The sequence below is a fragment of the Bradyrhizobium sp. P5_C12 genome, from assembly GCF_054049735.1.
In genome coordinates this window covers 94,523-120,590 of the sequence record NZ_JBFULU010000022.1, presented here as the reverse complement: position 1 = coordinate 120,590, position 26,068 = coordinate 94,523, and the positions used below count along the sequence as shown (strand labels likewise).

Sequence of the window (26,068 nt, the reverse complement as noted above, 5' to 3'; positions counted from 1 at the left end):
TCTCTCGCAAGCTGGAGATCCGGAAGCAGCCGGCCAAAACGCATGGGCGGCGCCGATGATTGTCGGCGCCGCCCATGAATCGAATTCCGGATCGAATTTCGGATCGATTGCTTCAGACCGTCTTACGGGCAGGGATGACGCAGGCCGTCATAACCGAGATAGGTGCCCGAGGCCGGGTCGTAGGACTGGTAGCGCTGCGCGCAATAGGCCGCGGAGTCGCCGCCACTGTCGGGCACGACCGCCACTGACGGTTCGTCATAATAGCTGTCGTCGCCATAGTAGTAGGGATCGTTGTAATAGCCTCCGCCGTAATAGGCGTATGAGCCGAGGCCGCCGATCGCAGCGCCGACCGCGACGCCGGGCCAGAAGCCGCCACCGTGACGACGCCAGCCGCCGCCGTGCCAGTTGCCGCCGCGCCCCTGCCAATTGCTGCCGGCGGCTGCGAAGCTACGACCGCCACCGCCGCTGAAGGCCGGCGCGGCGCCGATGCTGGGACGCACCGCTGCGCCAGCCGCAAAATTACCGCCGCCACCGCCGATCCGCGGACCAGCGAAGCCGCCACCGCCCATTCGGGCGCCGCCGCCACCGCCGAAGTGAGCACCGCCACCGCCGCCGAAATGGCCGCCGCCGCCTCCACCGCCGCGGCCGCCATGGCCCTGCGCGAAGCTCGGTGTCGCCAACGGAAGCACCAGCGCCAGTGCCGCAGCGGCGCTCAAAATTCTCAGACTGCTCATGTTCAAACTCCTTTTCCCGGAAACAAACCCCTCGCAAGGACCGTGGTTCCTAGGTTCACGCCGGTGTGCGCGTGGGAGAGCAGGTTTCCACGTGGCCGCTGTACCCGGCATGAACGGATCGCGTCCGATTTGCGGCGGGTCACGGATTTGCGTGGGGCACAGCCGCACCCGCCGAACTGGACATTTGGTCGCCCGGATGGCATCAGGGCCCCACGAAGCAGGGCCCTTGCCGCATGAAACAGTTCTTCCTCAAGTTCTTCACCTGGTGGAATGGCCAGACTTTTGGCACCCAACTCTGGACCAGGCGGTACGGAGAGCTGGTCGGCGAGGACGAGCAGGGTAACCGCTATTATCGCACCCGCGGCGGGGCGATCGACCCGACGCTAGGCTTCGAGCGGCGCTGGGTGGTCTATAACGGCTATGCGGAAGCCAGCCGCATTCCCACGGGGTGGCACGGCTGGATGCACCATGTCGTCGACGTGCCGCCGACCGACGAGGATTACCAGCCGCGCGAATGGCAAAAGCCGCACCAGCCGAATCCGACCGGCACGCCGAACGCCTATCGGCCGTCCGGCTCGACGCTCGCCAGCGGCAAGCGGCCGAAGGCGACCGGCGACTACCAGCCCTGGACACCCGGCTAGGCTCGCGCATATCGCAGCTTCAGATCGTTTGCGTTGGATGCATTCGCATCCGGCTGTTGCCGCTGTGGACAACGGGAACAGCGGGGATGCCGCCTGCGCGCTTATTGCGTTCATGTGAACGATGCGGCTCAATGATCCCATCTTACGGAGATGGGAGACCATCGCGTTCGGTTCGGGCAACAGTTCGCGACTGTCCCGAAATGCAGCGGCCGCCGACCAGGACTCGATCGGGAGATAGGCCCCCGGTCTGGAAGGTCCGAAATCGCCCGATGAAATGTGCAGCCGTCGTAAGACAGGAAAGGCCGCTTGGGAAACCGGGCGGCCTTTTTCTGTTGTGATGAGTTGCGTGTCCCGGACGCGGTGCAGCGCTCTTTGCGCTGCTGCGCTGAGCCGGGACCCAGATTGCGGCCCCTGGGTCCCGGCTCGGCGGCGCAGCGTTGCACGCTGCACCGCGTCCGGGACACGAGAGCAGTGTTGATGCGCGAAGCTACATGACCCGTTCAGCCGCCCGCTTGACCGCTTCGAGGCGGCGGGCCTGGTTCGGCGCGCCGCGCTCCTTCAGCAACGCCAGTACCTCGGCCGGCGCAGTATCGGGCGAACCCGAATTGAACGGCGGTGCCGGATTATATTCGAGCCCGAGCTGGATCGCTTCCGCCGTGGTGCGGTCGACCAGGATCGACACCAGTGTCAGCGCGAAATCGATCCCCGCGGTGACGCCGCCGCCGGTGATGCGGTTGCGGTCGACGCAGACGCGCGTCTTCGTTGGCGTCGCGCCGAACTGGGCAAGCATCTCCATCGCGCTCCAATGGGTCGCGGCACGGTAGCCCTTCAACAGGCCGGCGGCGCCGAGCGCCAGCGCTCCCGTGCAAACCGAGGTGACGTATTTGGCGCCCTCGGCCTGCCTGCGCAGGAAGTCGAGCACCTCCTCGTCATTAAGCAGGTCGTTTGTGCCGAAGCCGCCGGGCACGCAGATCACGTCGAGTTGCGGGCAATCGGCGAACGTCATGGTCGGCGTCAGCGTGAGGATGGAATCGCTCGGCACTGGTTCGATGCGCTTCCAGATCAGGTGCAGCTTGGCGCCTGGCACGGACGAGAACACCTGCAAGGGCCCGGTGAAATCGAGCTGGGTGACGCGCGGAAACACCAAAAGACCGATCTGGAGCGGTGCCGACATGAGAACCTCCAATGAAGAGCTTGACGCCGGCAAACTGGCATGATGCCCTCCTGTCCAAAATGGCGTAATTCCCTCAATTTCGGACACAACCATGATCGGCATCCTGATCTTCCCCGATTTCCAGTTGCTCGATGCGGCCGGCCCGATCTCGGTGTTCGAGATCGCGGCGCGCGCCTCCGGCAAGCCGCTCGCGCTACGGGTGTTGGCGGTGAAGGCAGGCCCGGTGCGCAGCTCGTCCGGCGTCGAGATGATGGCGCGCGATTTCAGATCGGCGAATGCGATCACGACGCTGGTGGTGGCGGGCGGCGCGGGCGTGGCGGACGCGGCGCGCTGCGAGGTCACGCGCGCCTTCGTGCTGCGGCTGGCGCGGCGCGGCGTGCGGGTCGCGAGCGTCTGCTCGGGCGCATATGTGCTGGCCGAGGCCGGCCTGCTCGACGGCCGCCGCGCCACCACGCATTGGGGCCGCACGCGCGATTTCGTCGCGCGCTATCCGAAGGTGAAGTTCGAGCCGGACCAGATTTTCACGCGCGACGGCAATGTCTGGACCTCGGCCGGGATCACCGCGGGGATCGACCTCGCGCTCGCGATGGTCACCGAGGATCACGGCGAGGAGATCGCGCAACAGACCGCGCGCCAGCTCGTGCTCTACCATCGCCGCAGCGGCGGCCAGTCGCAATTCTCCTCGCTGCTGGAATTGAAGGCGCCGAACGGGCGGTTCGGCGCGCTGCTGTCATGGGCGCGGGAGAATCTCGATGCGCCGCTGACCGTGGAGGATCTCGCCGACCGCGCCGGCATGAGCGCGCGGCATTTTGCCCGCGCCTTTGCCGCCGAGACCGGCACGACGCCGTCCAAGGCGATCGAGCGCTTGCGGATCGAGGTCGCACGCGAGCGCGTGCAGTCATCGCGCGAGGCGATCGAGCTCGTCGCCGAGGCGACCGGATTCCGCGACCCCGAACGGATGCGGCGCGCCTTCATCCGCGCCTTCGGCCAGCCGCCGCAGGCGCTGCGGCGCGCCGCACGGGCGGGGTAGGGTGTGCACTCGCAAGTCCGGTGCGCGCGTGCCAACGTAGTATCGGCTCTCATCTGAATCGGGAGAGCGAGAGAGAAGTGAGGGAATAGGTGTGTCAGGCAACGACACGGTTCGTTGGACCAAGGGCTATACGCAATCGGAACTCGATAGGGCGCAACGTCGATTTGGCTTGGTATTTCCTCCCGACCTCATTGCGCTCCTGAGGCGAAAGCGGCCGGTGGAGGGACACGATTGGACGGATGAGCGTGCGATAAGACGAGCGCTGGACTGGCCCTTTGAAGGTCTTCGTCACTCTGTCGAGGACGGACGGCTGTGGTGGTCGGAATGGGGGGAGTGGCCGTCCACTGCACGAGCCCGGGAAGAGACGCTTCGAGAAATGGTTGCCCGGGCACCGAAACTGATCCCGTTGATTGGACACCGATATTTGCCGGAGCAGCCGCAAGAGGCAGGCAACCCCGTCTTTTCCATCTATGGCATCGACACAATTTACTACGGTGCCAATCTAAACGACTATTTCGAAAGAGAGTTCACGGGCTGGAACAGCAGACCCTGGCCCGCGCAGATTAAATACATTCCGTTCTGGTCTGAGCTTGTCGAGCGCTTTGCACAGGACAGAAACACCTCATAATTCCGTCAATGCTGATATCGTCGTCAGCCCGTCCTGGGTGTAGCCGCTGCGCTGGCCGCATCAGCCCGCGCCGTCAGGCGCCGCGCGATCGGCGTCAGCAGATATGGCGCAAGATGAATCGGAAACTGCGTGAGCGCGAAATAGAGCCAGGTCGTCGCGGGCAGCGCGCCCGCGGTCGCGGCCAGCATCAGCCCGAGATTGCGCTGTGACACCATCAGCCCGACCGCGAAGGCGCGCTCGTAGCCGACGCGGCAGAAGATCAGCGTCGTGACGGCGAGCAGGGTGAAATAGACCGTGAAGGCGAGAGCCGCGACGCCGATCGTGAACAGCGGATCGGCGACGAAGTCATGCGCCACGTCGCCCATCACGGCGGACGCGAAGACCAGCAGGATGACGATGTTGAAGCCGTCGATCGGCCGCTTGTGGCGCTGGATCGCGGCGGCGCCGAACACCCAGCGGATGACGGTCGCGGCAAGCAGCGATGCCGCGAGGATACCGAGCAGCTTCAAGCCGAGCGCGAGCGGCGAGATGCTGAGCATGCCGTCGAGAAACAGGCTTGCGAACAGCGATGCGGTGAACGGCACGAGTGCGGTCGAGGTGACCAGCGTGATCAGCACGAACGTGGCGTCGAGGCCCATCAGCGCGGCGAGCGCCGGCGCGGCCATCATCGGCGAGGCCATGCCCTGGAGCATCAGGGCAAGGAAGAGGCCGGGCGAGCGGCTTGTGAGCCCGGTCGCATGGGCGGTCAGCCCGACGATCAGCGGCACCCCGATCGTGGTCCAGGCCGTGGCGCCCGCGACCAGCGCCGGCCGGCGCAGATGTCCGTACAGCGCGGCCAGATCGACCCGCATGAAGGAGATGCAGAGCAGGCCGAGGATCGCCTCGGTGACGTAGGGGCGCAGCAGCGCGCCGAGCGGGGGCACCGCAACCGCGATGAACGCGATCGCCGCGACCGCGCGGGTGCCCTGGTCGCCGAGCCAGGTCAGGGCGCGCAGGGGGACGGCAAGCGTGTTTTGAAAAACCGAGAGCATGTGAAACGGGCGTCGTCAGCCCAATCCCTTCAGCCACGCGCCGATCTCGCGCGCCGCGACATTCGCCTGTTGCAACAATTTTCCCATGGTGAAGAAGCCGTGGAACTGCCCGGGATAATGCCTGGAGGTGACGGGAACGCCGGCCTCTCTCAGGCGCCGGGCATATTCGTCGCCTTCATCGCGCAGCGGATCGGCGCCGGCGGTCAGCACATAGGCCGGCGGCAGGCCGACGAGGCTCGCGGCGCGCGCCGGCGAGGCGCGCCAGTCGTGGATGTCGGCGACGCCGCCCAGATAGTGGTCGCGGAACCAGCGGATCACCGAATGCGTCAGCAGCACGCTGGTCTCGGGCTCACGGTGGGAGCCGTGCGTCATGGCGAAATCAACGGCTGGATAGATCAACACCTGGCCCGCAAGCGCGGGGCCGTCGCCGTCGCGTGCGGCGAGCGCTGTGACGGCTGCGAGGTTGCCGCCGGCGCTGTCGCCGCCGACGCACAAGCGCGAGGCGTCGATACCGAGCTCGCGTGCGTTCGCGGCAACCCATTTGGTCGCGGCGATCGCATCGTCGATGGCGGCCGGGAACTTGTGCTCGGGCGCGAGGCGGTAGTCGACGGAGATCACGATCAGCGCGCCTTCGACGGCGAGCTTGCGGCAGGCAACGTCATGGGTGTCGAGGTTGCCGACCACCCAGCCGCCGCCATGGAAGAAGACCAGCGCCGGCGACAAGCCGTCATGTCCGCGCAGCTCGCCGGGGACATAGAGGCGCGCCGGAATCACCCCAAGCGGCGCCGGGATCGACAGGAGCGCGACGCGCGCAAGCTCCGGCGGCTCGGGATTGGTGGCAAAGCGCGCCTGTGAATAATAGTCGCGCGCTTCCGGCGCGGTCAGGGTTTCGTAGGCGGGGCGGCCGGCCTCCTGGAACGCCTTGTAAACGGCGGCGGCGTCGGGATCGAGGACGACGGGCATGGGAAGCGGCCTTGCGGTTTTCCGGTATGGTTGGACGTCGTTTTTCGGGGCGCGATGCCCGCCTCGGCCCCCGGGGCGGGGGCCGTCCGACTATCCCATCCGGGGGCTGGTCTGGCCAGACGGCGCCGGGCAGGGCAGGGATGCCGCCCTTCCCCCGCCGTATTCGCCGTGTTAACCGGATGGCCTGCGAGCGGCGGTACCCCTGTAGAATGTCCAGCAAGCCCGATTCGCTGTTAAAGCCGCGCGAGATATGTTTCGAACCTTTACCCTGACAGGTCTTGCGGCGCTTTTGGCCGCTACCGCGATGACGGTGGCGACGCCGGCGCAGGCGCAGATCGGCACGATCTTCTCCGATCCGCCGCCGCTGCGGCCGCCGGGCAATATCCCCCGTGGCCAGCCGCAGCCTCCGCCGCAGCAGATCCCCGACGACGACGAAGAGGTGCCGGAGCTGCCGCCGCAGGGCCGCGTGCTGCCGTCGCGCCCGATGGCGCCGCCGCCGGGACGGCAGGGCAATATCATGCCGGGGCCGGTCGAGACCCAGCCTCTGGCGCCGCCGCCCGGCAGCACCGTCGCTCCTCCGAACCAGCCGCCGTCCGTGGCGGTCGCACCGCCCAATCCGCAAGCCGCGCCGCCGCCGGGTGCCAATCCGGCCGTTCCGGGCCAGCGCCAGCCCCTGCAGAAGGGGACCGTGCCGCAGACGCCGGCCAGCCTCCAGCCCGGCGACGAGGTGGTCACCGAGCCGCCGGCCCAGAAGATCGTGAACAAGAAGGCGACCTTCTCCGGCCTCGACAAGATCACCGGGCGCATCATCAATTTCGACGAGGATATCGGCGAGACCGTGCAGTTCGGCGCGCTCCGGGTCAAAACCGATGCCTGCTACACCCGGCCGGCGACCGAAGCCGCCAACACCGACGCCTTCGTCGAGGTCGACGAGATCACGTTGCAGGGCGAGGTGAAGCGGATCTTCTCGGGCTGGATGTATGCCGCAAGCCCCGGCCTGCACGGCGTCGAGCACCCGATCTACGACATCTGGCTGACCGACTGCAAAGAGCCGCAGCAGACCATCGCAACCGCAGCGCCGGATCCGGCGACCAGGCCGGTGGCGCCGCCGCCTCCGGCGCAAAAGAAGGCCGCGCCGAAGCAGGCCGTGCAGCAGCGTCCGCCGCAGCCGTTGCCGCCACCGCAAGCGCAGCCGGCGCCGCCGCCACCTCCGCCGCCGGAGCAGCGGCCGGGTCTGTTCGGCATCCCCGGCTTCGGGAGCCGGTAGACCTGATTTATTGCCGAGACGCGATGATCTCGAGCGCGTGCGCGCCCGGGATCGCTTCACCTGTCGAGAGCCTCAGGAAATCGCCGGGCTCGCCGGCGAGCGCCCTGTCGAGCAGGGCGGTGTAGCGGCGCCGCGAAATCTCGGCCGCGCCAAAGCTCTTCAGATGCTCGGTGACGTATTGGGTGTCGAGCAGCTCGAAGCCGCCATGGATGAGCCGCGCGACGAGATGCACCAGCGCGACCTTGGAGGCATCGCGCGCGGTGTGGAACATGCTCTCGCCGAAGAAGGCCCGCCCGAGGCTCACGCCATAGAGGCCGCCGACGAGATCGTCGCCCTGCCAGGCCTCGACGCTGTGGCAATGGCCGAGCTCGTACAGGCCGCCATAGAGATCGCGGATGCGCTTGTTGATCCAGGTGTCCTCGCGTCCGGCCTGCGGCGCGGCGCAACCGGCGATCGTCGCCTTGAAGGCGGTGTTGACGGTGACGCGAAAGCAGTCCGACCGCACGGTGCGCGCGAGCCGTGAGGCGACGCGAAAACCATCCAGCGGGATGACGCCGCGCATTTCCGGCTCGACCCAGAACAGGGTCGGATCGTCAGCGCTCTCGGCCATCGGAAAGATGCCGCAGGCATAGGCCCGCAGCAGCACGGCCGGCGTGATTTCAGACGAGGCGGAATCGCGCGAAGTCATGGCTTGCGACAATAGCAGGATCGCGGCGCGCTTGCGATGGGCCGGCGAGGCCGCGCCGGTCAGCTTGCCGCGGCGGTGCTGGCCCTGCCGGGGGGCGGGACCACGCGGCGGAACTTGAGCAGGATGCGGGTTCCGGCATGGCCGGGATCGCGCTCGACCGAGGCGTCGAGCTTGGAGGCCATCGCCGCGACGATGCGCTGACCCATGCCGGTGGAGCGCGGATCGGCCTTGACGTTGTCGCCGACGCCGTCGTCGGCGATCGCCAGCATGAGATCCTCGCCCTGCGAGGTCAGCTCGACATGGATCGGGCCCGCGCCGTCGGGATAGGCGTATTTCACAGCGTTCATGACCAGCTCGTTGACGATGATGCCGACGGCGACGGCGCGGTCCGGATCGATCTCGATCGGCTCCGCCTTCAGCGTCAGGCGCGACATCCGGTTACCTTCGGCCGAGCGGCGCAGGTCCTCGAGCAGCGCGTCCAGATACTGGTTCAGGACCACGCTCTTGAGATCCTGCGAGGTGTAGAGGCGGCGGTGCACCTGGGCGACCGCGGCGACGCGGCCCATCGCATTGGTCAGCGCCGCCTTGACCTCTTCCTGTGCGGCGGAGCTCGCCTGCAAGTGCAGGAGCGAGGCGATGATCTGGAGCGAATTGCCGACGCGGTGGTTGACCTCGCGCAGCAGCAGTTCGCGCTCGGCCGCGAGGGCGGCGTAGCGGTCGCGCGAGGCATGGATTTCCGCTTCGGCGGCCTCACGCGCCTTCTGCAACTCGGCCTGGCGCAGCGCGCCGTCGGCGGCGACGTGCAGGAGCGGGATGAAGTCGCCCATGACGTCCTTGACCAGATAATCCGCCGCGCCCGCCTTCAGCGCGGTGACCGCGATGTTGGAATCCTGCGACGCGGTGACGAACACCACGGGAGGCGCGCCCGGGATCGCCATGATCTGTTCGAGCGTCTCGAGGCCGTCGAGACCGGGCATGTACTGGTCGAGCGCCACGACGTCGATGCAGCCTTCGGTGGAGTCTTGTGCATCGGAGTCTTGTGCATCGGAGTCTTGGGCATCCGCGCGGCGAAGCAGTTCCAGGCCTTCCTCGCCGCTCGCGGCATGAACGACCTTGTAGCCGCGGCGGGTCAGGCCGCGTTCGACCAGGCGCGCCAGCGCGTCGTCGTCGTCGATATAGAGCAGGGTTGGCGTTCGCTGGTTCATGTGGCGGCGGGCGGGACCTGGATGACGGAGAAGAATAGCCCGAGCTGCCGGATTGCGTTGGCGAAATTCTCGTAATTGACGGGCTTGGTGATGTAGACGTTGCAGCCGAGCTCGTAGCAGCGCTTGATTTCCTGAGAATCGTCGGTGGTGGTCAGCACCACCACGGGCGACGCCTTCAGGTACTTGTTCTCCTTGATCTGCTTCAGGATGTCGATGCCGGTCATGTCGGGCAGGTTGAGGTCGAGCAGGATCAGGAGCGCGTTGCCCTTCTGCGCCAGCCCGCTGCCGTCGGCGCCGAACAAATGCTTCATCGCGTCGGTGCCGTTGGCGAACGCCACGATCTCGTTGTTGACCCCGGAGCGGCGGATGTTGCGCTCGATCAGGCGGGCGTGCCCCTCGTCGTCCTCGATCATGATGATGGTGACAGGCTGGGTCATTGATCCGCGTTCCGGTTGCTGGCGTTCCAGGCGATAGGCAGCGTGATCGTGAATGTACTGCCTGTGTTCAGTTCCGACGATACCGACATGGTGCCGCCGAGGCGGCGCACAAGTGCACGCACGTGAGCAAGACCTATGCCCTGTCCGGGCTTGTCCTGGGTTCCGGCACGGCGGAACAAGTCGAATATCCGCTGGTGATCCTTCGGATCGATCCCGCGGCCGTTATCGCTGATCTCGAAGATGGCGTAGCCGAGCTTGGTGCGCCCGCGGATTCTGATCTCGCCGGGGACGCCGTTCTTGAGATATTTGAGCGCGTTGTCGATCAGATTGGAGAAGATCTGCTCGAGCGCAAGGCGGTCGCTGATGATGTTCGGCAGGGGCTCGACATGGATCTCGGCCTGCGCCTCGGCCGCCTGATGCGCCAGCGTCGACGCCATGGTCTCGATCAACTCCCGCGTGTCGATCTTCACGGGCTGGAATTCGCGCCGTCCCTCCCGGGTGAGGTTGAGGATCGCCGAGATCAGCCGGTCCATCTTGCCGATCGACGATTTGATGAAGCCGAGCGCCTCGGAAAACTCCTCCGAAAGCTGCTTGTCGGTGCCTTCGAGCGCGATTTCGCCGGGGGCGCCGTGCGCCAGCGGCGGTCCATCGGCAGGGGCGTGAGCGAGGCCGCCGATGCGGCGGAAGATGTCGCCGCCGAGCTCTTCGAGTTCGCTGGTGAAGCCCATGATGTTGACGAGGGGCGAGCGCAGATCGTGGCTCACGATATAGGCAAAGCGCTGAATCTCGTTGTTGGCTTCGCGCAGGTCCGCGGTGCGCTCGTCGACCACGGCCTCGAGATTCGCGTAGGCGTCGCGCAGGCGCGTCTCGGCCTCGTCACGGCCCTGCGCTGAACGTCGCACCAACCAGATCGAGATCAGTGACAGCAGCACCACGAGCCCGGAGCCGATGCCCGTCATCGACGCCGCCAGCGTCTGGCTGCGATCGGCGTTTTCCGTGCGGAGCCGGAACAGGCGCTCCTCTTGCTGGATCATGGCAGCAGCGACGCTGCCGATCGCGGCCGTGGTGTCAGTGGAGGCCATCTCGCGGACCAGCGCGGCGGCCTTGTCAGGATGACCTTGGGCGATGAAATCCAGCTCCTGGGCAAACTGGCCGAGCCGGGTCTCGATCGCGGCGCTCAGCTTCTCGATGCTGGCCCGTTGCGCCGGATTGTCGCCGATCAGGCGTGTGAGCCGGTCGAGCGCGGGTACGATCGCTGCCACAGCCTTCTCATGGTCGGCCTTGAAATCCGTCCCTTGCGTCAGGAGGTAGCCACGGGCGGCGCTCTCGGCGCGCCGGATTTCCAGCAGCAGCGCGTTGATCTGGTTCTCCGCCTCGATGGTGTGAACCACCCATTTGTTGTCGTCGCGTGCCTTGTTGACGAGGTAGACGGAGCCCGCACTGATTGCGGTCAGCACAACGAGTCCGGCTGCGAACAGCAGGATCTGCCAAAATGCGCGCCGTCGCTGCGCCTCGGCCGTCACGACGGTCTCGCCTTGTTACGTTCAGCGGAGTTCAAAGCGCCCCCTTGGAACTGTCCCAACCGTCCAGAACGCGATTGGGTCCAAAGGGTTCCATGGCAGGCGGGACTATTTCGCGGCCGGTTCCGTCTGGCCGGCCAGATACTGTTCCAGCCAATGGATGTGGTAGTCGCCGTCGATGATGGCGGGCTCGCGGACCAGCGCCCGGAACAGCGGCAGGGTGGTCTCGATGCCTTCGACCACCATCTCGTCGAGCGCGCGGCGCAACCGCATCAGGCATTCGCCCCGGGTCTTGCCGTGCACGATCAGCTTGCCGACCAGCGAGTCGTAATAGGGCGGGATCGTGTAGCCCTGATAGACCGCAGAATCGATCCGGACGCCGAGCCCGCCGGGCGAGTGGTATTGCGAGATGCGGCCGGGCGAGGGGCGGAAGGTCTGCGGGTTCTCCGCATTGATGCGGCACTCGATCGCGTGGCCGATGATCTGGACCTCGCTCTGCTTCGCAGGCAGCTCGCCGCCGGCGGCGATGCGGATCTGCTCCAGCACGAGATCGATGTCGGTGATGCTCTCGGTGACGGGATGCTCGACCTGGATGCGGGTGTTCATCTCGATGAAGTAGAACTCGCCGTCCTCGTAGAGGAATTCGATGGTGCCGACGCCGAGATATTTCATCTCGCGCATCGCCTTGGCGCAGGTCTCGCCGATCTTGGCGCGCGCGGCAGCGGAGAGGACGGGCGAGGGGCCTTCCTCCCAGACCTTCTGGTGACGGCGCTGCAGCGAGCAGTCGCGTTCGCCGAGATGGATCGCGCCGCCGCGGCCGTCGCCGAGGATCTGGATCTCGATGTGGCGTGGCTTCTGGAGGTATTTCTCCAGGTAGACCGATGCGTCGCCGAAGGCGGATTTGGCCTCGTTGGCAGCGGTCTGCAGCGCCACCGCCAGATCGGCCTCGCTTTGGGCGACCTTCATGCCGCGGCCGCCGCCACCCGCCGCCGCCTTCACCAGCACGGGAAAGCCGATCTCCTTCGCGATCGCCATCGCGTCGTCCTCGGGGCCGACGCCGCCGTCGGAGCCGGGCACGACCGGGATGCCGAGACGCTTGGCGGTCTTCTTGGCCTCGATCTTGTCGCCCATCAGGCGGATGTGCTCGGCCTTGGGGCCGATGAAATGCAGATTGTGCTCGGACAGGATTTCCGCGAAGCGGGCGTTCTCCGACAGGAAGCCGTAGCCGGGATGCACCGCATCCGCGCCGGTGATCTCGCAGGCGGCGAGCAGCGCGGGCACGTTGAGATAGCTGTCCTTGGACGGCGGCGGCCCGATGCACACGCTCTCGTCCGACAGGCGCACATGCATGGCGTCGGCGTCGGCGGTGGAGTGCACGGCGACGGTCGCGATCCCGAGCTCCTTGCAGGCCCGCAGGATGCGAAGGGCGATCTCGCCGCGATTGGCTATGAGGATCTTGTCGAACATGATGTCCTTAAGGGACTGGCGCGCGAAACGCGGCGAGGGCGGAAGGCCGCCCGCGGCCGTTACTCAATGATGACGAGCGGCTCGCCGAACTCGACGGGCTGGCCGTCCTCGACCAGGATCTGCGTCACGGTGCCGGCGCGCGGCGAGGGGATCTGGTTCATGGTCTTCATCGCTTCGATGATGAGCAGCGTCTGGCCGACCGAGACCTTGCTGCCGACCTCGATGAACGGTTTTGCGCCGGGCTCCGGCGCCCAATAGGCGGTGCCCACCATCGGCGAGGTCACGGCGCCCGGATGCTTGGACATGTCCGCGGCCGCAGGTGCAGCCGCCGCAACGGCGACCGGCGCGTGGCCCGCATGCGACATCGGAACGGGCATGGTCGCGGCAACGCTGATGTTGCGGGCGACGCGCAGGCGCAGGCCCGCACGTTCGATCTCGATCTCGGTGAGGCTGGTCTCATCGAGCAGCAGCGCGAGTTCGCGGATGAGGGCGGAATCGTCGCTGGAGAATTTTGCGGCTGCTTTGTCGTCTGGCTGGCGCGCCATGTTGCTTGATCCGAATGTTCTGTGTGATGAGGGAGCGTCAGGCCTTGGGCTTGATGCCGAGCTTGACGGCAAGGCCCAGGATGGCGAGGCGGTAGCCTTCGATGCCGAAGCCGCACAGCGAGGCGAAGGCCGCGCGCGCGGTGTAGGAGTGGTGACGGAAACTCTCGCGGGCGTGGATGTTGGTCACGTGCACCTCGACCGTCGGAATCTGCACCGCGAGCAGGGCGTCGTGCAGCGCGATCGAGGTGTGCGAATAGCCGCCGGCGTTGATGATGATGCCCTTCATCTTGCGGGCATGCGCCTCGTGGATGAAGTCGATCAGCTCGCCTTCGCGGTTGGACTGCCGGCAGTCGGCCTTGAGGCCGAACTGCGCCGCCGTCTCCCGGCACAGCTTCTCGACGTCGGCCAGCGTGGCGTGGCCATACTTCTCCGGCTCCCGCGTCCCCAACATGTTGAGGTTCGGCCCGTTCAGAAGGAGGATCGTGTCGGTCGCTGGTTCAGCCATTCCTATCCCGGAGAGGTGTTTCGGCGTGGCGGGGGTTATAGGTAACAAAGCGGCTTAGGGGAAGCCTTGAAGGGCCTCCCGGGTCGCTTCAGGCACCTCATCCAGTGCGCAAAAACCTGTGCGGAAACCACGGAAATTGCTTGTTAACCAGTCCAAAGCATGGCTGCCACCGAACGCAAAGGGGCGGGCATCGCTGCCCGCCCCTCAGAGGTTAACGTCCCGGAGCCTCAGACATCGAGGATGGCGACGATCTCGTAGGTGTTGGGGTCGATGATCACGATCTGCTCGCGGACCAGCACGTAGCGGTAGCTACGCCACTCCGGATAGATCGTCACAACACGTGACGGCAGGGCGTGCAGCTCGATGCCCTCGCGCGGCACCCGGGTGCCGACCGAGATCGCGAAGTTCACGTTGGTCACGGGCGCCACGCGTTCCTCGCGGATGACGGACGTGATCTGGGTCCGTTGCTCGGTCGAGAGCTTGGCGCCGGCGCCGGCCTGGCCGACCGTCGTCGAGGTCGAGCTCTTGCCTTCGGCCTTCATGTCGGTCGAGGTGCCCGAGCCCGGGCGGTTCTCGGCGTTGCTCTTGGTGGACGTGCCGGCCTTGTTGTCCTCAGCCTTCATGTCCTTGTGGTCCTTGGCGCCGGACTTGGTCGTATCCTGGCTCATGCTCTTGGACTTGTCCTGCTGCGACTTGTCCATCTGACCCTGCGCGCGTTCGTCGGTGCGCTGGCCCTTGGTCGCGCCGGCCTTGTCCTCGGCGGCGTTCTTGTGCATCGCGCCGCCCGGGCGCTCGTCCTTCATCGCCCCGGACGACTTGTCTTCCGCGGCCGCACCCGGCTTCGTGGCGCTGGCGCCGCCAGCCTGACCGACGGTGCCCTTTTCCTTCGTCACGGAGTCCTTGCCCATGGTGCCGTGCTCGGCCGCACCGCCCGACGGCTGTGTTTGCTGCGCAGGCTGCGCGCCGGCGCCGCCGCTGTCGCGGTTCATGGTGCCCTGTGCGTTCGCCAGTCCGGTGCCTGCGACGAGCGCGAGCGCGGCAACCGAGATCATAAAGCGGTTAGACATTGAATTTCTCCTCACGTGTTTATTTGCGTCATTGCCCGCGCCAACAACGAAAGGAGATATCGGTTGTTCCGGAACTTCGGTGGTTCCACGGCTTTTGTTTGTTGAACGCCAGATGAACGCGGGCGCCGCGATTGCGACACGATCGCAACGGCGCCCATGCGCAAACGAAAAGGCCGGCTTTTCAGCCGGCCTCGCTTGTGAGTGAAGTTGTGAAAGGCGCGATCAGCAGGTCGCCTTGCCGCAGCGGGCGACGCCGATCTTCTCCTTGAGGCCTTCCACGCCGACGGCGCCGATCACGATCTGCTTGCCGATCACGTAGCTCGGCGTGCCGTTCATGCCCATCGCTTCCGCGAGCTTGAAGTTTTCCTCGATGGTGGCGCGCACCTCGGGACTGGCGAGGTCCTTCTCGATCTTCGCGGTGTCGAGGCCGGCTTCCTTGGCCGCCTGAAGCGCGCGCGCCTTGTCGGCGGCGCCGCGGCCGCCGAGCAGCTTCTGGTGGAAGTCGAGATATTTCTTGCCGGTGGGATCCTGCATGCGCACGGCGACCGCGACCTGCGCCGCTTCGACCGAGCCCTGGCTCAGCACCGGAAATTCCTTCAGCACGACCTTCAGCTTCGGATCGGCCTTCATGAGATCGAGCATGTCCGTCATCGCGCGCTTGCAGTAGCCGCAATTGTAATCGAAGAACTCGACGAAGGTGACGTCGCCATCCTTGTTGCCGAGCACGACCTGGCGCGGCGAGTTGAAGATCGCGTCGGCGTTCTGGCTGATGCTGGCTTCGTGCTTCTGCGTCTCGGCCGCGGCCTGGCGCTTGCTGAGCTCGGCCATGGCCTCCTCGAGCACCTCGGGATGGCTGACGAGGTAGTTCTTGACGATCGCCTCGATATCGGTGCGCTGGACATCGGAGAAGCTGTCGGCCGACGCGGGCGCGGCTGCGCCGAACATGGCGAGCGCAAACAGCGCGGGAGCAAGCAGGCGCAGCGAAGGCATTGGCAAATCCTCTTGTCGAAAGCAGGTTTCGGAAAACGTCCCGCCGGGCTTGAAGCTCTGTGTCGTGACGTCGTGGTGTCTGCGGTTGTCGTGTCAGGCGTCGTTCTAGTTGCGCGACGGCTTGGCCGCCACGATGTCGTCGGCCTTGACCCATCCGGGCGTGCCGACGGCGAAACGGGTTTTCGCGCGCGTGGCGAGCTCGCGGGCGGTCTTGTTGTCGCCGCGCAAGTAAGCGGCCTGCGCCGACGCCAGATCGGCCTCGGCATAGTCGCCCTTCCGGCCATAGGCCATCGCGAGCTGGGTATAGCCGAGGACAGCCTCGGGCTCCCGTACCACTGCGGCGCGGAGAATCCGAACGGCATCGTCCGTGTAGGCCTTATTATCGGTTCCAACCAGAGCCTGCCCAAGTAACATCTCGATGAGGGGTGAATTGTTCGACAGCGCGACAGCCTTGCGCAGGGCCGGGATCGCCTCGGCGGGCTTGCCGCTTTCCAGCAGGGCCTGGCCGCGCACCTCGTAGAAATACGCATTGTTCGGCTGGACCTGGATCAGGGCGTCGATCTGGGCGAGCGCGCTACGCAAATCGCCGTGGAGATAGGTGCTGATGGCGCGGGCGTAACGCGCCGGCAGGCTGTCGTTCGACTGCGGATAGCGGCGGTACACCGTCTCCGGCCGTTCCATGAAGGCCGAGATCTTGGCGCGCACCATGTCGTGGCGGAGCTGGAGCGCGGGATCGTCCTTCTTGTCCCAATAGGGGCTGGAGCTGGCGAATTCCTGGAGCGCTGCGACGCGCTCGGCGGGCATCGGATGCGACTGGAGATAGGGATCGGCGCCACGCGCGGCGAACAGGCTCTCGCTGGTGAAGCGCTTGAAGGTCTCGTACATGCCCTTCGGCGACTGCTGGGTCGCGGTCAGGAATTTCACGCCGGCGCGGTCGGCGTTCTCTTCCTGCTGGCGCTGGTAGGACAGCAGCGTACGGCGGATCATCTCCTGCGGTCCGGCGATCGCGGCGGCGCCGGCATTGGCAAGCCCGTTGTTGCCGGCGCTGCTGCTGCCGCGGGTGCTGCCGACCGCGATCGCGCCGGCGCCGAGCAGCATCGCGATGATCATCTGGGTCTGGGCATTGGCGAGCTGCTCGCGCAGCTTGGACAGATGCCCGCCGGCCAGATGCCCGGTCTCGTGCGCGAGCACGCCGATGATCTGGTTCGGCGTCTCCGATTGCAGGATCGCGCCGTAATTGACGAAGATGCGGCGACCGTCGGCGACGAAGGCGTTGAACGACGCTTCGTTGATGATCACCATCTGGATGTTCTGCTTCTCCAGACCGGCGACGCGCAGGATCGGGCGCGTGTATTCGCGCAGGAGCTGCTCGGTCTCGGTGTCGCGCAGGATTGGCGGGCCCTTCTGCTGCGCCTGTGCCGCCGGGAGCGGCAACAGCGCGATCGCCGCAGCCGTGACGAGGGCGGTGAGGGCGGAGGCCTTCTTGCGCAATGCGATCTGGAGCAACATCAAGCGGTCTGGGTCAAACGGGCTCGGTCAAGTGGTCTTGGTCAAGCAGTTTCGTGATTGGTTTTGGCGATTGGCGGCGGACCGGATACGCGATATGCCCTTATGAGCCGTACAATGCGGCCAGTCTGGGGCGCAAGTGCCCGGTTTTCCGGACCGAACGGACCGGTCCGCCAGCGAAATAGCAGAAATCGATGCACGATGCGACATTGAGGAACCGGGTGGGGCAGTGGCTCGAGCCGTCCCGCCGCAGCGATGTTCCCCCGTTCATGGTGATGGACGTGATGGCGGCTGCGGCCCGAATCGAGGCCTCCGGCGGCCATGTCATTCATATGGAGGTCGGCCAGCCCTCCGCGTCCGCGCCCAAGACCGCGATCGCGGCCGCCCATGCCGCGCTCGAAGCCGGGCGGATCGATTACACCTCCGCGCTCGGCATCCCCTCGCTCCGCGAGCGCATCGCGCGGCATTATCGCGATGCCTATGGCTGCGCCGTCAGCCCCGAGCGGATCGTGGTGACGACGGGCTCGTCCGGCGGCTTCATCCTGGCGTTCCTGGCGATGTTCGAACCCGGCGATCGCGTCGCCGTGACAGTGCCGGGCTATCCGCCGTACCGCCATATCCTCACCGCGCTCGGCTGCGAGCCGGTGCTGATCGAGACCTCCGACGAGACGCGCCATGCGCTCACCGGCGAGGCGCTGCTCGCCGCCCACCGCAAGGCGCCGCTGAAGGGTGTGCTGGTCGGCAGTCCCGCCAATCCGACGGGAACGATGATGTCGAGGGAGGCGCTCTCCAGCCTGATCGCGGCGGCGGAAGACGCCGGCATCCGCTTCATTTCGGACGAGATCTATCACGGGCTCGACTATGCGTTTCCGGCCGTGACGGCAGCCGCGCTGTCGCAGCACGCACTCGTGATCAACTCGTTCTCGAAGTATTTCTGCATGACGGGCTGGCGCGTCGGCTGGATGGTCGTGCCGGACGTGCTGGTGCGGCCGATCGAGCGGCTCCAGCAGAACCTGTCGATCTCGGTGCCGTCGCTGTCGCAGATCGCGGCCGAAGCTGCGTTTGACGGCGCGGCCGAGATGGAGGAGATCAAGCACGGTTATCAGGAAAACCGCCGCATCCTGATCGAGGGACTGCCCAGGGCCGGGCTGACGAGGTTTCTGCCTGCCGACGGCGCCTTCTACCTCTATGCCGACGTCTCGGATTTCACGTCGGACAGTCTCGACTTCGCCAAGCAGATGCTGGAACAGGCCCGTGTCGCGGCCACGCCGGGTCTCGATTTCGATCCCATCCATGGCCGCTCGTTCATACGACTGTCCTACGCACGTTCGGCTGATGAGATGCGGGAGGCAGTTGACCGGATCGCTCACTGGCTTAAATAGCCGCCAGTTTCCGAACAGCCTTCCGGAGTTCATCTTGTCTGACAGATCCATCCCATCCACTGCTGCGCCGCAACTTCCTCTCGCCGCTGTCATGTGGCCGACCCGGCCGGGCGAAACCGTCGGCAGCTTGCGCGCGGTCGTGCTGGTCGCGCTCGGCACCGCCTTGATGGCGCTGTCGGCCAAGGTGAGCCTGCCGCTGCCTTACGTGCCCATGACCCTGCAGAGCCTGGTCGTGCTGATGATCGGCGCGGCCTATGGCTGGCGGCTTGGCAGCGCAACCATGATCGCCTATCTCGCCGAAGGCGCGATGGGGCTGCCGGTGTTCGCCGGCCCGGTCGGCGGACTTGCGCCGCTGGTTGGCCCGACCGCCGGTTATCTGTTCGGCTTCATTGCGGCGGCCTTCATCACCGGCTGGCTCGCCGAGCGCGGCTGGGATCGCAGCGTGGTCCTGCTGTTCGCGGCCATGGCCGTCGGCCATATCGCCATTTTCGCCGCCGGGTTCGGCTGGCTGGCCTTCGGCCTTGGTGCTGCCAAGGCCTGGCAGGTCGGCGTCGCGCCATTCATCGCGGCGTCTCTGGTCAAGAACGCGCTCGGCGCCGCACTGATGCCGGCGGCACGCCGGATCATCGACCGCCGGTAAAGCGCGCAATAACGATCAGTTCCAATTGACAGGGCCGGCCAAGTTGATCTTGGCTGGCCCCGGAGTTTGAGGGGGAGTGAAACGATGACGACGACAACGATGGCGGGGGCGCCGGTCGCGCCGACCGCCGCCAAGCCGTGGTACAAGGTTCTCTACGTCCAGGTGCTGATCGCGATTCTGCTCGGCGCCATCGTCGGCTGGTTGTGGCCGTCGTTCGCCACCAACGAATGGATCAAGGCGCTCGGCGACGGCTTCATCAAGCTGATCAAGATGGTGATCGCACCGATCATCTTCTGCACGGTGGTTTCGGGCATCGCCCATATCCAGGATGCCAAGAAGGTCGGCCGCATCGGCGTCAAGGCGCTGGTCTATTTCGAGGTCGTCTCGACCTTCGCCCTGGTGATCGGTCTCGTCATCGGCAATTTGGTGAGGCCGGGCGCGGGCTTCGGCAATGCGGCGGCAAACGAGGCGGCCGTTGCAAATTACGCCAAGCAGGCCGCCGGTCAGAAGTCCGTCGACTTCGTGCTGCACATCATTCCGGACACCGTGGTTGGTGCGTTCGCGCAGGGCGAGATCCTGCAGGTGCTGCTGTTCTCGGTGCTGTTCGGCTTCGCGATCATGAGCCTCGGCGAGCGCGGCCACACCATCCGCAGCTTCATCGATGACGCCGCGCATGCGGTGTTCGGCGTCATCTCCATCGTGATGCGCGCGGCACCGATCGGCGCGTTCGGCGCGATGGCCTATACGATCGGCAAGTTCGGCACCGGTGCGATCCTCAATTTGGTCGGGCTGATCGCCACGTTCTACGTCACCGCGGCGCTGTTCGTGTTCGTCGTGCTCGGCGTCATCGCGCGTATCGCGGGGTTCTCGATCTTCAAGTTCCTGGCCTATATCAAGGACGAGCTCCTGATCGTGCTCGGCACCTCGTCCTCGGAAAGCGCGCTGCCGTCCCTGATGGAAAAGCTGGAGCGGCTCGGCTGCTCCAAGTCGGTGGTCGGCCTCGTGGTGCCAACGGGTTATTCGTTCAACCTCGACGGCACCAACATCTATATGACGCTGGCGACGCTGTTCATCGCGCAGGCGCTGGGCTTCGATCTCAGCTTCGGCCAGCAGTTGACCATCCTGGTCGTGGCCATGCTGACGTCGAAGGGCGCTTCCGGCATCACCGGCGCGGGCTTCATCACGCTGGCCGCGACGCTGGCCGTGGTCGATCCGCGCCTCGTGCCGGGCATGGCGATCGTGCTCGGCATCGACAAGTTCATGAGCGAATGCCGCGCGCTGACCAATCTGTGCGGCAACGGCGTCGCGTGCGTGATCGTCGCCTGGTGGGAGGGTGAGCTCGACCGCGACAAGCTCAACGCGCGGCTGAACCAGCAGATCGATCCGACCGACATGGAAACGGCGATCACGACGGACTGATCCGCCAATTGCCTGCGGCGGCGCAATGCGCCGTCAGGTCTTGAAGTAACAGGGCTGGTCGAGATCCTCGATCAGCCCTTTTTCTTTTGGTGCCCAGCCGAGCAGGGCGCGCGTTTTCGCGCTCGATGTGGGAACGTCGATGGCGGCAAATCGCGCGAACCAGCCAAAATGGGACTCGGCTTCGTCGGCCGATTTCGAGACCACGGGCACGGCCGCTCTCTTGCCGATCACTTCCGCAATCGTCTTGAAGGGGACGCCTTCCTCGGCGATGGCGTGATAGCGCCCGGCGGACGCGCCTTGCTCGAGCGCAAGCCGATAGACGCGCGCGGCGTCGAAACGGTGAACGGCCGGCCAGCGGTTGTTGCCCTCGCCGATATAGGCTGCGGCTCCCTTTTCGCGGGCGATCGCAATCAGGCGCGGCACGAAGCCGTGGTCGCCTTCGCCATGGGTCGTGGGCGGCAGCCGCACGATGCCGGCGCGGACGCCGCGCTCCCTGAGATCTTCGGCGGTCGCTTCCGAGACGCGCGGAAAGTGGCGGGCCGCCGCATCGTCCTCGGTCGCGAGCCGCCCGGGCGCAAGCAATGCCACGCCCGACGTGACGATGAGCGGACGCTCGGAGCCCTTCAGCTCCTCGCCGAGCGCGAGGATGGCGCGGCGGTCGAGCTCGCAATTGTCGGCGAATTTCGAGAAATCGTGGTTGAAGGCGAGGTGTAGCACGCCATCGGAGGCGGCCGCACCGCTGCGCAGGGAGGCGTGGTCCTCCAGCGAGCCGCGATGGACCGCCGCGCCCATCGCGGTGAGGGCGGCCGCGCCGGCATCGGTCCGGGCAAGACCGGTAACGCTGTGGCCGGCGGCGATCAGCTCCCGAACGACGGCGGAGCCGACGAAGCCGGTGGCGCCAGTGACGAATACACGCATAAGCAGTCTCCAGGGATCGGAAGAGGGTTGGTGGAGAGGACCATCTGCGCTAGGATTATCCGGGTAAAGTAGTGACCTTATCGGGGTATAACAGCTAACAGGATGAGCGAAACCGCTTCGGCCGAAAACCTGCTCGGGGCCTATCTCAGGGATCGCCGCACCCGGCTGGACGCCGCTGCGTTCGGCCTCAGCGGCAGCCGCAGGCGCACGCCCGGGCTGCGGCGTGAGGAGGTGGCGCAACGCGCCAATATCAGTTCGACCTGGTACACCTGGCTGGAGCAGGGCCGCGGCGGCGCGCCATCAGCCGACGTGCTCGACCGTATCGCCCGCGCCCTGATGCTGACCGATGTCGAGCGCGAGCATCTGTTCCTGATTGGCCTCGGCCGCCCGCCCGAGGTGCGCTATCGGGCCGCCGAAGGCGTTTCGCCGCGACTCCAGCGCGTGCTCGATGCGCTCGCATTCAGCCCGGCTTTGGTGCGGACCGCGACCTGGGATGTCGTCGCCTGGAATCGAGCCGCGACCGCCGTGCTCACGGACTATGGCGCGATCCCGCCGGGACAGCGCAACATCCTGCGCTTCATCTTCTGCGATCCGCGCGTGCGCGCCGCGCAATATGACTGGGACAGCGTGGCGCGCTTCGTGGTGGCCGCTTTCAGGGCGGACGCCGCCCGCGCGGGCGCGGTCTCGCATGTCGCCGATTTCGTCGACGAGCTGTGCCGCACCAGTCCTGAGTTCGCGGCGCTCTGGCGCGACAACGACGTGCGCCATCATGGCGACGGCACCAAGCGGCTGCGGCATCCCGTCCACGGCACCATGTCGTTCGAATATTCGAGCTTCAATGTCGAGGGCCGCTCCGATCTCAGCATGATCGTCTACAATCCGGCGACGCCTGAAGATGCCGACCGCATCAGGCAGCTGCTGGCCGAACGGGCCGACTGACGGAATTTGCCAGCTCGCGCGTTTAACCCGCATCTGACTTCGAAAGGGCGGGCATCGTGGGCAAGGCGGCAGTCGACCGGATTGTGTTGCAGGCGGCGGAGCATTTTGCGGCGGGGCAGCCTGACGAGGCCGACGCGCTCTGCGCGGAGGTGCTGAAGGCGGCGCCGGATCATGTGCCGGCGCTGCATCTTGCCGCCGTCGCCGCCTTCGTCACCGACCGCGCGACCGAGGGTGCTGCGCTGCTCGACCGCGTCTTCAACATCGACCCCGACCATGCGCCGGCGCTGGTCACGTTGGGCGACGCGCTTGCGGTGAAGGGCGAGCACGAGGGCGCGGTGGCGGCATTCCAGCGCGCTCTTCGCCGGCGGCCGGACGATGCCGGCCTGCACAACAAGCTTGGCGTGGCTTTTGGCGAGCTCGCGCGCTTCGACGAGGCCGAGGCGGCCTATCGCTGCGCGCTCGCGCTCGATGCGCATCTGACGCGAGCCGGCTTCAACCTCGCCGTCGCGCTCGCGGAGCAGGGGCGACTGACCGAGGCGGAAGAGGCCTATCGGGCGGTGATTGCGCGGGAGCCGGCCTATCGCGGCGTCTGGCTCAATCTCGGCAACGTTCTTGCGGACCAGAACAGGCTCGCCGAGGCCGAGGCCGCCTATCGTCGCGCCCTCGACGCCGATCCCGATGATCCCGGGCTGCTGTGCAATCTCGGCGCTGCGCTCTATCGCCAGGGGCTGCTCGAGGACGCGATCGCGCAGTATCGCCGCGCGATTGCGGTTGCGCCGGACAACGTCGCGGGGCTGCGCCTGCTCGGCCTGGTTCTGCACGAGGCCGGTCATCTGCGCGAGGCGGCCTCGATCTACCGGCGGACATTTGCGCGCGATCCGGCGGATCATGTGATCGCGAGCAATCTCGGCGCCTGTCTCTCCGAGCTCGGCACGCTCGACGACGCCATCGCGGCCTGCGAGCACGCGCTGCTGCTCAAGCCCGATCATGCGCCGGCCTGGACCAATCTCGGCATCATCTTCGAGAAGCAGGATCGCGCCGAGGACGCGGTTGCCGCGCACCGCTGCGCGGTCGTGGCCGATCCCTTCTATGCCAAGGGCCACGCCAATCTCGCGGTCGCACTGCGCAACGCCGGCGAGATCGACGAAGCGCTCGCGGTCTCGCGTCAAGCCGTCGCGCTCGCTCCGGACCAGCCGCTGGCGCAGTACAATCACGCGCATTTCCTGCTGCTGAACGGCGACTTCGGCAACGGCTTCGAAGCCTATCGGTGGCGGCGCAGATGCAAGACGCTGTCGGACGGCGATCCGACCTTCAGCCAGCCGGAGTGGCAGGGCGAGCCGCTCGACGGCCGCACATTGCTGCTGTTCGCCGAATACGGGCTCGGCGATGCCCTGCACTTCGTGCGTTATCTGCCGATGGTGGCCGCGAGAGGAGGCAGGATCATCCTGCAGGTTCAGCCCGCGCTCGCCTCGCTGCTGCGACAGCTATCAGATGTCATCGTGATCCCGCGCGGCGAACTGCTGCCGCCGTTCGACCTGCAACTGCCGCTGATGAGCCTGCCGCGACTGTTCGGCACCACGCTGGACGGCATTCCCGCCGACATTCCCTATCTGCATCCCGATCCCGCGAAACTGTCGCGCTGGCGTGCCGCGCTCGATGGCGTGACGGCATTGAAGGTCGGTGTGGTCTGGGCCGGCAATGCCGGGCACAAGGGCGACCGGCAGCGGTCGCTATCGGCCGAGGCCGTGCTGCCGCGCCTCGTCATGCCGGGCGTCCAGCTCTACAGCCTGCAAAAGGAGCCGCGGCCAGACGATGGTCCGGTGCTTGCGGCGCTCGGCGACGAGATCATCGATCTGGCGCCAGCGCTCGGCGATTTTTCCGATACGGCAGCAGCCGTCGCGGCGCTCGATCTCGTCGTTGCCGTCGACACGTCGGTCGCCCATCTCGCCGGCGCGCTCGGCCGTCCGGTGTGGATGCTCACGCCTTACGCGCTCGACTGGCGCTGGCTGCGCGATCGCGAGGACAGTCCCTGGTATCCGACCATGCGACTGTTCCGCCAGCGCAGGCCGCGGGAATGGGATGCCCCCCTGATGCGCCTGTCGGCCGCGCTCGCGGTCCTCGCCGCGAAAGCCGAGGGCTAGAACCGCTCCGGCCGGTATGGTGCCGGATCGATCGACGGCGTCTCGCCGCTCATCATCTCGGCGAGCAGACGTCCCGTCGCCGGGCCCAGCGTAAAGCCCTGGTGGCCGTGGCCAAAGTTCATCCAGAGGCCGGGGTGGCGCGGGGCACGGCCGAGCACCGGCAGCATATCTGGCGTGCAGGGGCGGGTGCCGAACCACGGGTCGGGCTCGGCGCGCTTGCCGAGATCAATCAACTCGCGGGCGGAGGCTTCGGCACTGGCGAGCTGCACCGGCGTTGCGAGCGCGTCAGGGCCAGTCAGCTCGGCGCCGGTGGTGATGCGGATGCCCTTGGCCATCGGGCCCATGGCGTAGCCGTTGCCCTTGTCGACCAGCGGCAGATCGAGCGACGCGCCACCGCTGTAATGCATGTGGTAGCCGCGCTTGCGCACCAGCGGAATGCGATAGCCGAACTTGTGCAACAGATCCGGCGACCACGGCCCGAGCGTGACGACGGCGTTGGCGGCATCGATGCGACCCTGGTCGGTGTTGACCGACCAGCCGGTTGCGGTCTGCTGCAAGCTTTGGGCATCACCGAGCACAATCGAGCCGCCTAAACGCTCGAACAATTCGGCATAGGCCGTGACCAGCGCACCTGGATCTGACACGGTCCAGGTGTCGAGCCAGTGGATGGCGCCGGGAAGATCGTCGCGCAGGATCGGTTCGGCCTTGGCGAGCTCGCTGCCCGACAGTACGCGAAAGTTCACGCCGAATTCGCGCTGGTCTTCCTCCGCGGCCTTGATCGACAGATCCATCGACGCGGCGTCGCGAAACAGCGCCCGATAGCCGGCGCGCCGGATCAGATTGTCGGCGTGGGCCTCGCGGATGAGGATGTCGTGCTCGGGCGTCGCATAGGCGATCAGCCGCGCCCAGGCTTCGATCGCTTCGCGATGCCGCTTCGGCGCCGAGTGCCACCAATAGCGCAGCAGTGGCTCGACGTGGAGATGGAGGGATGAAAGGCTGTAGCGCACGTCGTTGGTGCGGCCGGTCGCGATCTTCAGGAGCGAGGCGAGGTCGCGCGGCATCGGATAGGGCCGCACCGCCTCCGCCTGGATCATGCCGGCATTGCCGTAGCTGGTCTCGCGGCCGGGCTCCCTGCGGTCGACGAGGGTGACCGACCAGCCGCGGCGCTGGAGATGCAGCGCGGCGCCCACCCCCACCATGCCACCGCCGAGAACGATTGCGCTTTGCATCG

25 protein-coding genes are annotated in these 26,068 nt (G+C 66.5%); 9 read left to right on the top strand and 16 right to left on the bottom strand.

Translation table 11 applies throughout. The features are described from left to right. Nucleotides 1-122: 122 nt before the first annotated feature. Nucleotides 123-734 (bottom strand): BA14K family protein, encoded by a 612-nt coding sequence (locus ACXJMY_RS20800; protein WP_456621216.1) that lies wholly within the window; start codon nucleotides 732-734, stop codon nucleotides 123-125. 233 nt (nucleotides 735-967) lie between these two features. Here ACXJMY_RS20800 and ACXJMY_RS20795 point away from each other — a divergent pair, with 233 nt between their 5' ends. Beyond that, nucleotides 968-1,375: an NADH:ubiquinone oxidoreductase subunit NDUFA12 gene (locus ACXJMY_RS20795; protein WP_456621215.1), complete on the top strand. Its 408-nt coding sequence runs from the start codon at nucleotides 968-970 to the stop codon at nucleotides 1,373-1,375. Between the two features lie 487 nt (nucleotides 1,376-1,862). Here ACXJMY_RS20795 and ACXJMY_RS20790 read toward each other — a convergent pair whose 3' ends face one another. Further along, nucleotides 1,863-2,549: a DJ-1/PfpI family protein gene (locus ACXJMY_RS20790; protein WP_456621214.1), complete on the bottom strand. Its 687-nt coding sequence runs from the start codon at nucleotides 2,547-2,549 to the stop codon at nucleotides 1,863-1,865. A gap of 91 nt (nucleotides 2,550-2,640) precedes the next feature. On the opposite strand from ACXJMY_RS20790, the gene ACXJMY_RS20785 reads away from it, so the two are divergent. Both ACXJMY_RS20785 and ACXJMY_RS20780 read left to right on the top strand, forming a co-directional pair. After that, nucleotides 2,641-3,579 (top strand): GlxA family transcriptional regulator, encoded by a 939-nt coding sequence (locus tag ACXJMY_RS20785; RefSeq protein WP_456621213.1) that lies wholly within the window; start codon nucleotides 2,641-2,643, stop codon nucleotides 3,577-3,579. A 91-nt stretch (nucleotides 3,580-3,670) separates the two neighbouring features. Then, complete coding sequence (locus tag ACXJMY_RS20780) at nucleotides 3,671-4,207, top strand: hypothetical protein (protein WP_456621212.1); 537 nt, start codon at nucleotides 3,671-3,673, stop codon at nucleotides 4,205-4,207. A gap of 23 nt (nucleotides 4,208-4,230) precedes the next feature. Here ACXJMY_RS20780 and ACXJMY_RS20775 read toward each other — a convergent pair whose 3' ends face one another. Next, nucleotides 4,231-5,238, bottom strand: coding sequence for a Na+-dependent transporter (locus ACXJMY_RS20775; protein ID WP_456621211.1), 1,008 nt, complete (start codon nucleotides 5,236-5,238; stop codon nucleotides 4,231-4,233). A 15-nt stretch (nucleotides 5,239-5,253) separates the two neighbouring features. Then, nucleotides 5,254-6,201, bottom strand: a complete 948-nt coding sequence (locus tag ACXJMY_RS20770) for an alpha/beta hydrolase (RefSeq protein WP_456621210.1) — start codon at nucleotides 6,199-6,201, stop codon at nucleotides 5,254-5,256. Between the two features lie 250 nt (nucleotides 6,202-6,451). Between ACXJMY_RS20770 and ACXJMY_RS20765 the strand changes: the two genes are divergently transcribed. After that, the gene (locus ACXJMY_RS20765) at nucleotides 6,452-7,468 is read left to right on the top strand and encodes a DUF2155 domain-containing protein (RefSeq protein ID WP_456621209.1); all 1,017 of its coding nucleotides are present in this window, start codon (nucleotides 6,452-6,454) and stop codon (nucleotides 7,466-7,468) included. Between the two features lie 7 nt (nucleotides 7,469-7,475). On the opposite strand, the gene aat is transcribed toward ACXJMY_RS20765, so the two are convergent. The 10 genes from aat to ACXJMY_RS20715 form a co-directional block, all read right to left on the bottom strand. Next, complete coding sequence (gene aat / locus ACXJMY_RS20760) at nucleotides 7,476-8,156, bottom strand: leucyl/phenylalanyl-tRNA--protein transferase (protein WP_456621208.1); 681 nt, start codon at nucleotides 8,154-8,156, stop codon at nucleotides 7,476-7,478. A 59-nt stretch (nucleotides 8,157-8,215) separates the two neighbouring features. Beyond that, on the bottom strand, nucleotides 8,216-9,361 hold the full coding sequence (locus ACXJMY_RS20755; protein ID WP_456621207.1) for a sensor histidine kinase: 1,146 nt from the start codon (nucleotides 9,359-9,361) through the stop codon (nucleotides 8,216-8,218). Next, nucleotides 9,358-9,798: a response regulator gene (locus ACXJMY_RS20750; protein ID WP_456621206.1), complete on the bottom strand. Its 441-nt coding sequence runs from the start codon at nucleotides 9,796-9,798 to the stop codon at nucleotides 9,358-9,360. The genes ACXJMY_RS20755 and ACXJMY_RS20750 overlap by 4 nt, the downstream gene beginning before the upstream one ends. Then, complete coding sequence (locus ACXJMY_RS20745) at nucleotides 9,795-11,321, bottom strand: sensor histidine kinase (protein ID WP_456621205.1); 1,527 nt, start codon at nucleotides 11,319-11,321, stop codon at nucleotides 9,795-9,797. Before ACXJMY_RS20745 ends, ACXJMY_RS20750 begins: the two co-directional genes overlap by 4 nt. Nucleotides 11,322-11,426: 105 nt before the next feature. Continuing rightward, complete coding sequence (accC, locus tag ACXJMY_RS20740; protein ID WP_456621204.1) at nucleotides 11,427-12,785, bottom strand: acetyl-CoA carboxylase biotin carboxylase subunit; 1,359 nt, start codon at nucleotides 12,783-12,785, stop codon at nucleotides 11,427-11,429. Between the two features lie 59 nt (nucleotides 12,786-12,844). Then, on the bottom strand, nucleotides 12,845-13,330 hold the full coding sequence (gene accB, locus ACXJMY_RS20735; RefSeq protein ID WP_456621203.1) for an acetyl-CoA carboxylase biotin carboxyl carrier protein: 486 nt from the start codon (nucleotides 13,328-13,330) through the stop codon (nucleotides 12,845-12,847). 37 nt (nucleotides 13,331-13,367) lie between these two features. Continuing rightward, nucleotides 13,368-13,835, bottom strand: coding sequence for a type II 3-dehydroquinate dehydratase (aroQ, locus tag ACXJMY_RS20730; RefSeq protein WP_456621202.1), 468 nt, complete (start codon nucleotides 13,833-13,835; stop codon nucleotides 13,368-13,370). Nucleotides 13,836-14,062: 227 nt separating this feature from the next. Next, nucleotides 14,063-14,902: a DUF1236 domain-containing protein gene (locus ACXJMY_RS20725; RefSeq protein ID WP_456621201.1), complete on the bottom strand. Its 840-nt coding sequence runs from the start codon at nucleotides 14,900-14,902 to the stop codon at nucleotides 14,063-14,065. A 222-nt stretch (nucleotides 14,903-15,124) separates the two neighbouring features. Then, nucleotides 15,125-15,892, bottom strand: a complete 768-nt coding sequence (locus ACXJMY_RS20720) for a DsbA family protein (protein WP_456621200.1) — start codon at nucleotides 15,890-15,892, stop codon at nucleotides 15,125-15,127. Between the two features lie 105 nt (nucleotides 15,893-15,997). Further along, nucleotides 15,998-17,401 (bottom strand): M48 family metalloprotease, encoded by a 1,404-nt coding sequence (locus tag ACXJMY_RS20715; RefSeq protein WP_456621199.1) that lies wholly within the window; start codon nucleotides 17,399-17,401, stop codon nucleotides 15,998-16,000. 191 nt (nucleotides 17,402-17,592) lie between these two features. Here ACXJMY_RS20715 and ACXJMY_RS20710 point away from each other — a divergent pair, with 191 nt between their 5' ends. From ACXJMY_RS20710 to ACXJMY_RS20700, 3 genes are all read left to right on the top strand, one after another. After that, on the top strand, nucleotides 17,593-18,780 hold the full coding sequence (locus tag ACXJMY_RS20710) for a pyridoxal phosphate-dependent aminotransferase (protein ID WP_456621198.1): 1,188 nt from the start codon (nucleotides 17,593-17,595) through the stop codon (nucleotides 18,778-18,780). Nucleotides 18,781-18,871: 91 nt separating this feature from the next. Then, nucleotides 18,872-19,420 carry a biotin transporter BioY gene (locus ACXJMY_RS20705; protein ID WP_456621221.1) on the top strand — a complete coding sequence of 183 codons (549 nt, stop codon included), beginning with the start codon at nucleotides 18,872-18,874 and terminating at the stop codon, nucleotides 19,418-19,420. A gap of 84 nt (nucleotides 19,421-19,504) precedes the next feature. After that, nucleotides 19,505-20,839: a dicarboxylate/amino acid:cation symporter gene (locus tag ACXJMY_RS20700; protein ID WP_456621197.1), complete on the top strand. Its 1,335-nt coding sequence runs from the start codon at nucleotides 19,505-19,507 to the stop codon at nucleotides 20,837-20,839. A gap of 33 nt (nucleotides 20,840-20,872) precedes the next feature. On the opposite strand, the gene ACXJMY_RS20695 is transcribed toward ACXJMY_RS20700, so the two are convergent. Beyond that, nucleotides 20,873-21,757: an SDR family oxidoreductase gene (locus tag ACXJMY_RS20695; protein WP_456621196.1), complete on the bottom strand. Its 885-nt coding sequence runs from the start codon at nucleotides 21,755-21,757 to the stop codon at nucleotides 20,873-20,875. 102 nt (nucleotides 21,758-21,859) lie between these two features. On the opposite strand from ACXJMY_RS20695, the gene ACXJMY_RS20690 reads away from it, so the two are divergent. Next, the gene (locus tag ACXJMY_RS20690) at nucleotides 21,860-22,696 is read left to right on the top strand and encodes a helix-turn-helix transcriptional regulator (protein WP_456621195.1); all 837 of its coding nucleotides are present in this window, start codon (nucleotides 21,860-21,862) and stop codon (nucleotides 22,694-22,696) included. A 56-nt stretch (nucleotides 22,697-22,752) separates the two neighbouring features. Further along, nucleotides 22,753-24,837 carry a tetratricopeptide repeat protein gene (locus tag ACXJMY_RS20685; protein WP_456621194.1) on the top strand — a complete coding sequence of 695 codons (2,085 nt, stop codon included), beginning with the start codon at nucleotides 22,753-22,755 and terminating at the stop codon, nucleotides 24,835-24,837. Here the strand turns inward: ACXJMY_RS20685 and ACXJMY_RS20680 are convergent. Continuing rightward, complete coding sequence (locus ACXJMY_RS20680) at nucleotides 24,834-26,066, bottom strand: NAD(P)/FAD-dependent oxidoreductase (RefSeq protein WP_456621193.1); 1,233 nt, start codon at nucleotides 26,064-26,066, stop codon at nucleotides 24,834-24,836. The two genes, ACXJMY_RS20685 and ACXJMY_RS20680, sit on opposite strands and share 4 nt — an antisense overlap. Nucleotides 26,067-26,068 lie beyond the last annotated feature (2 nt).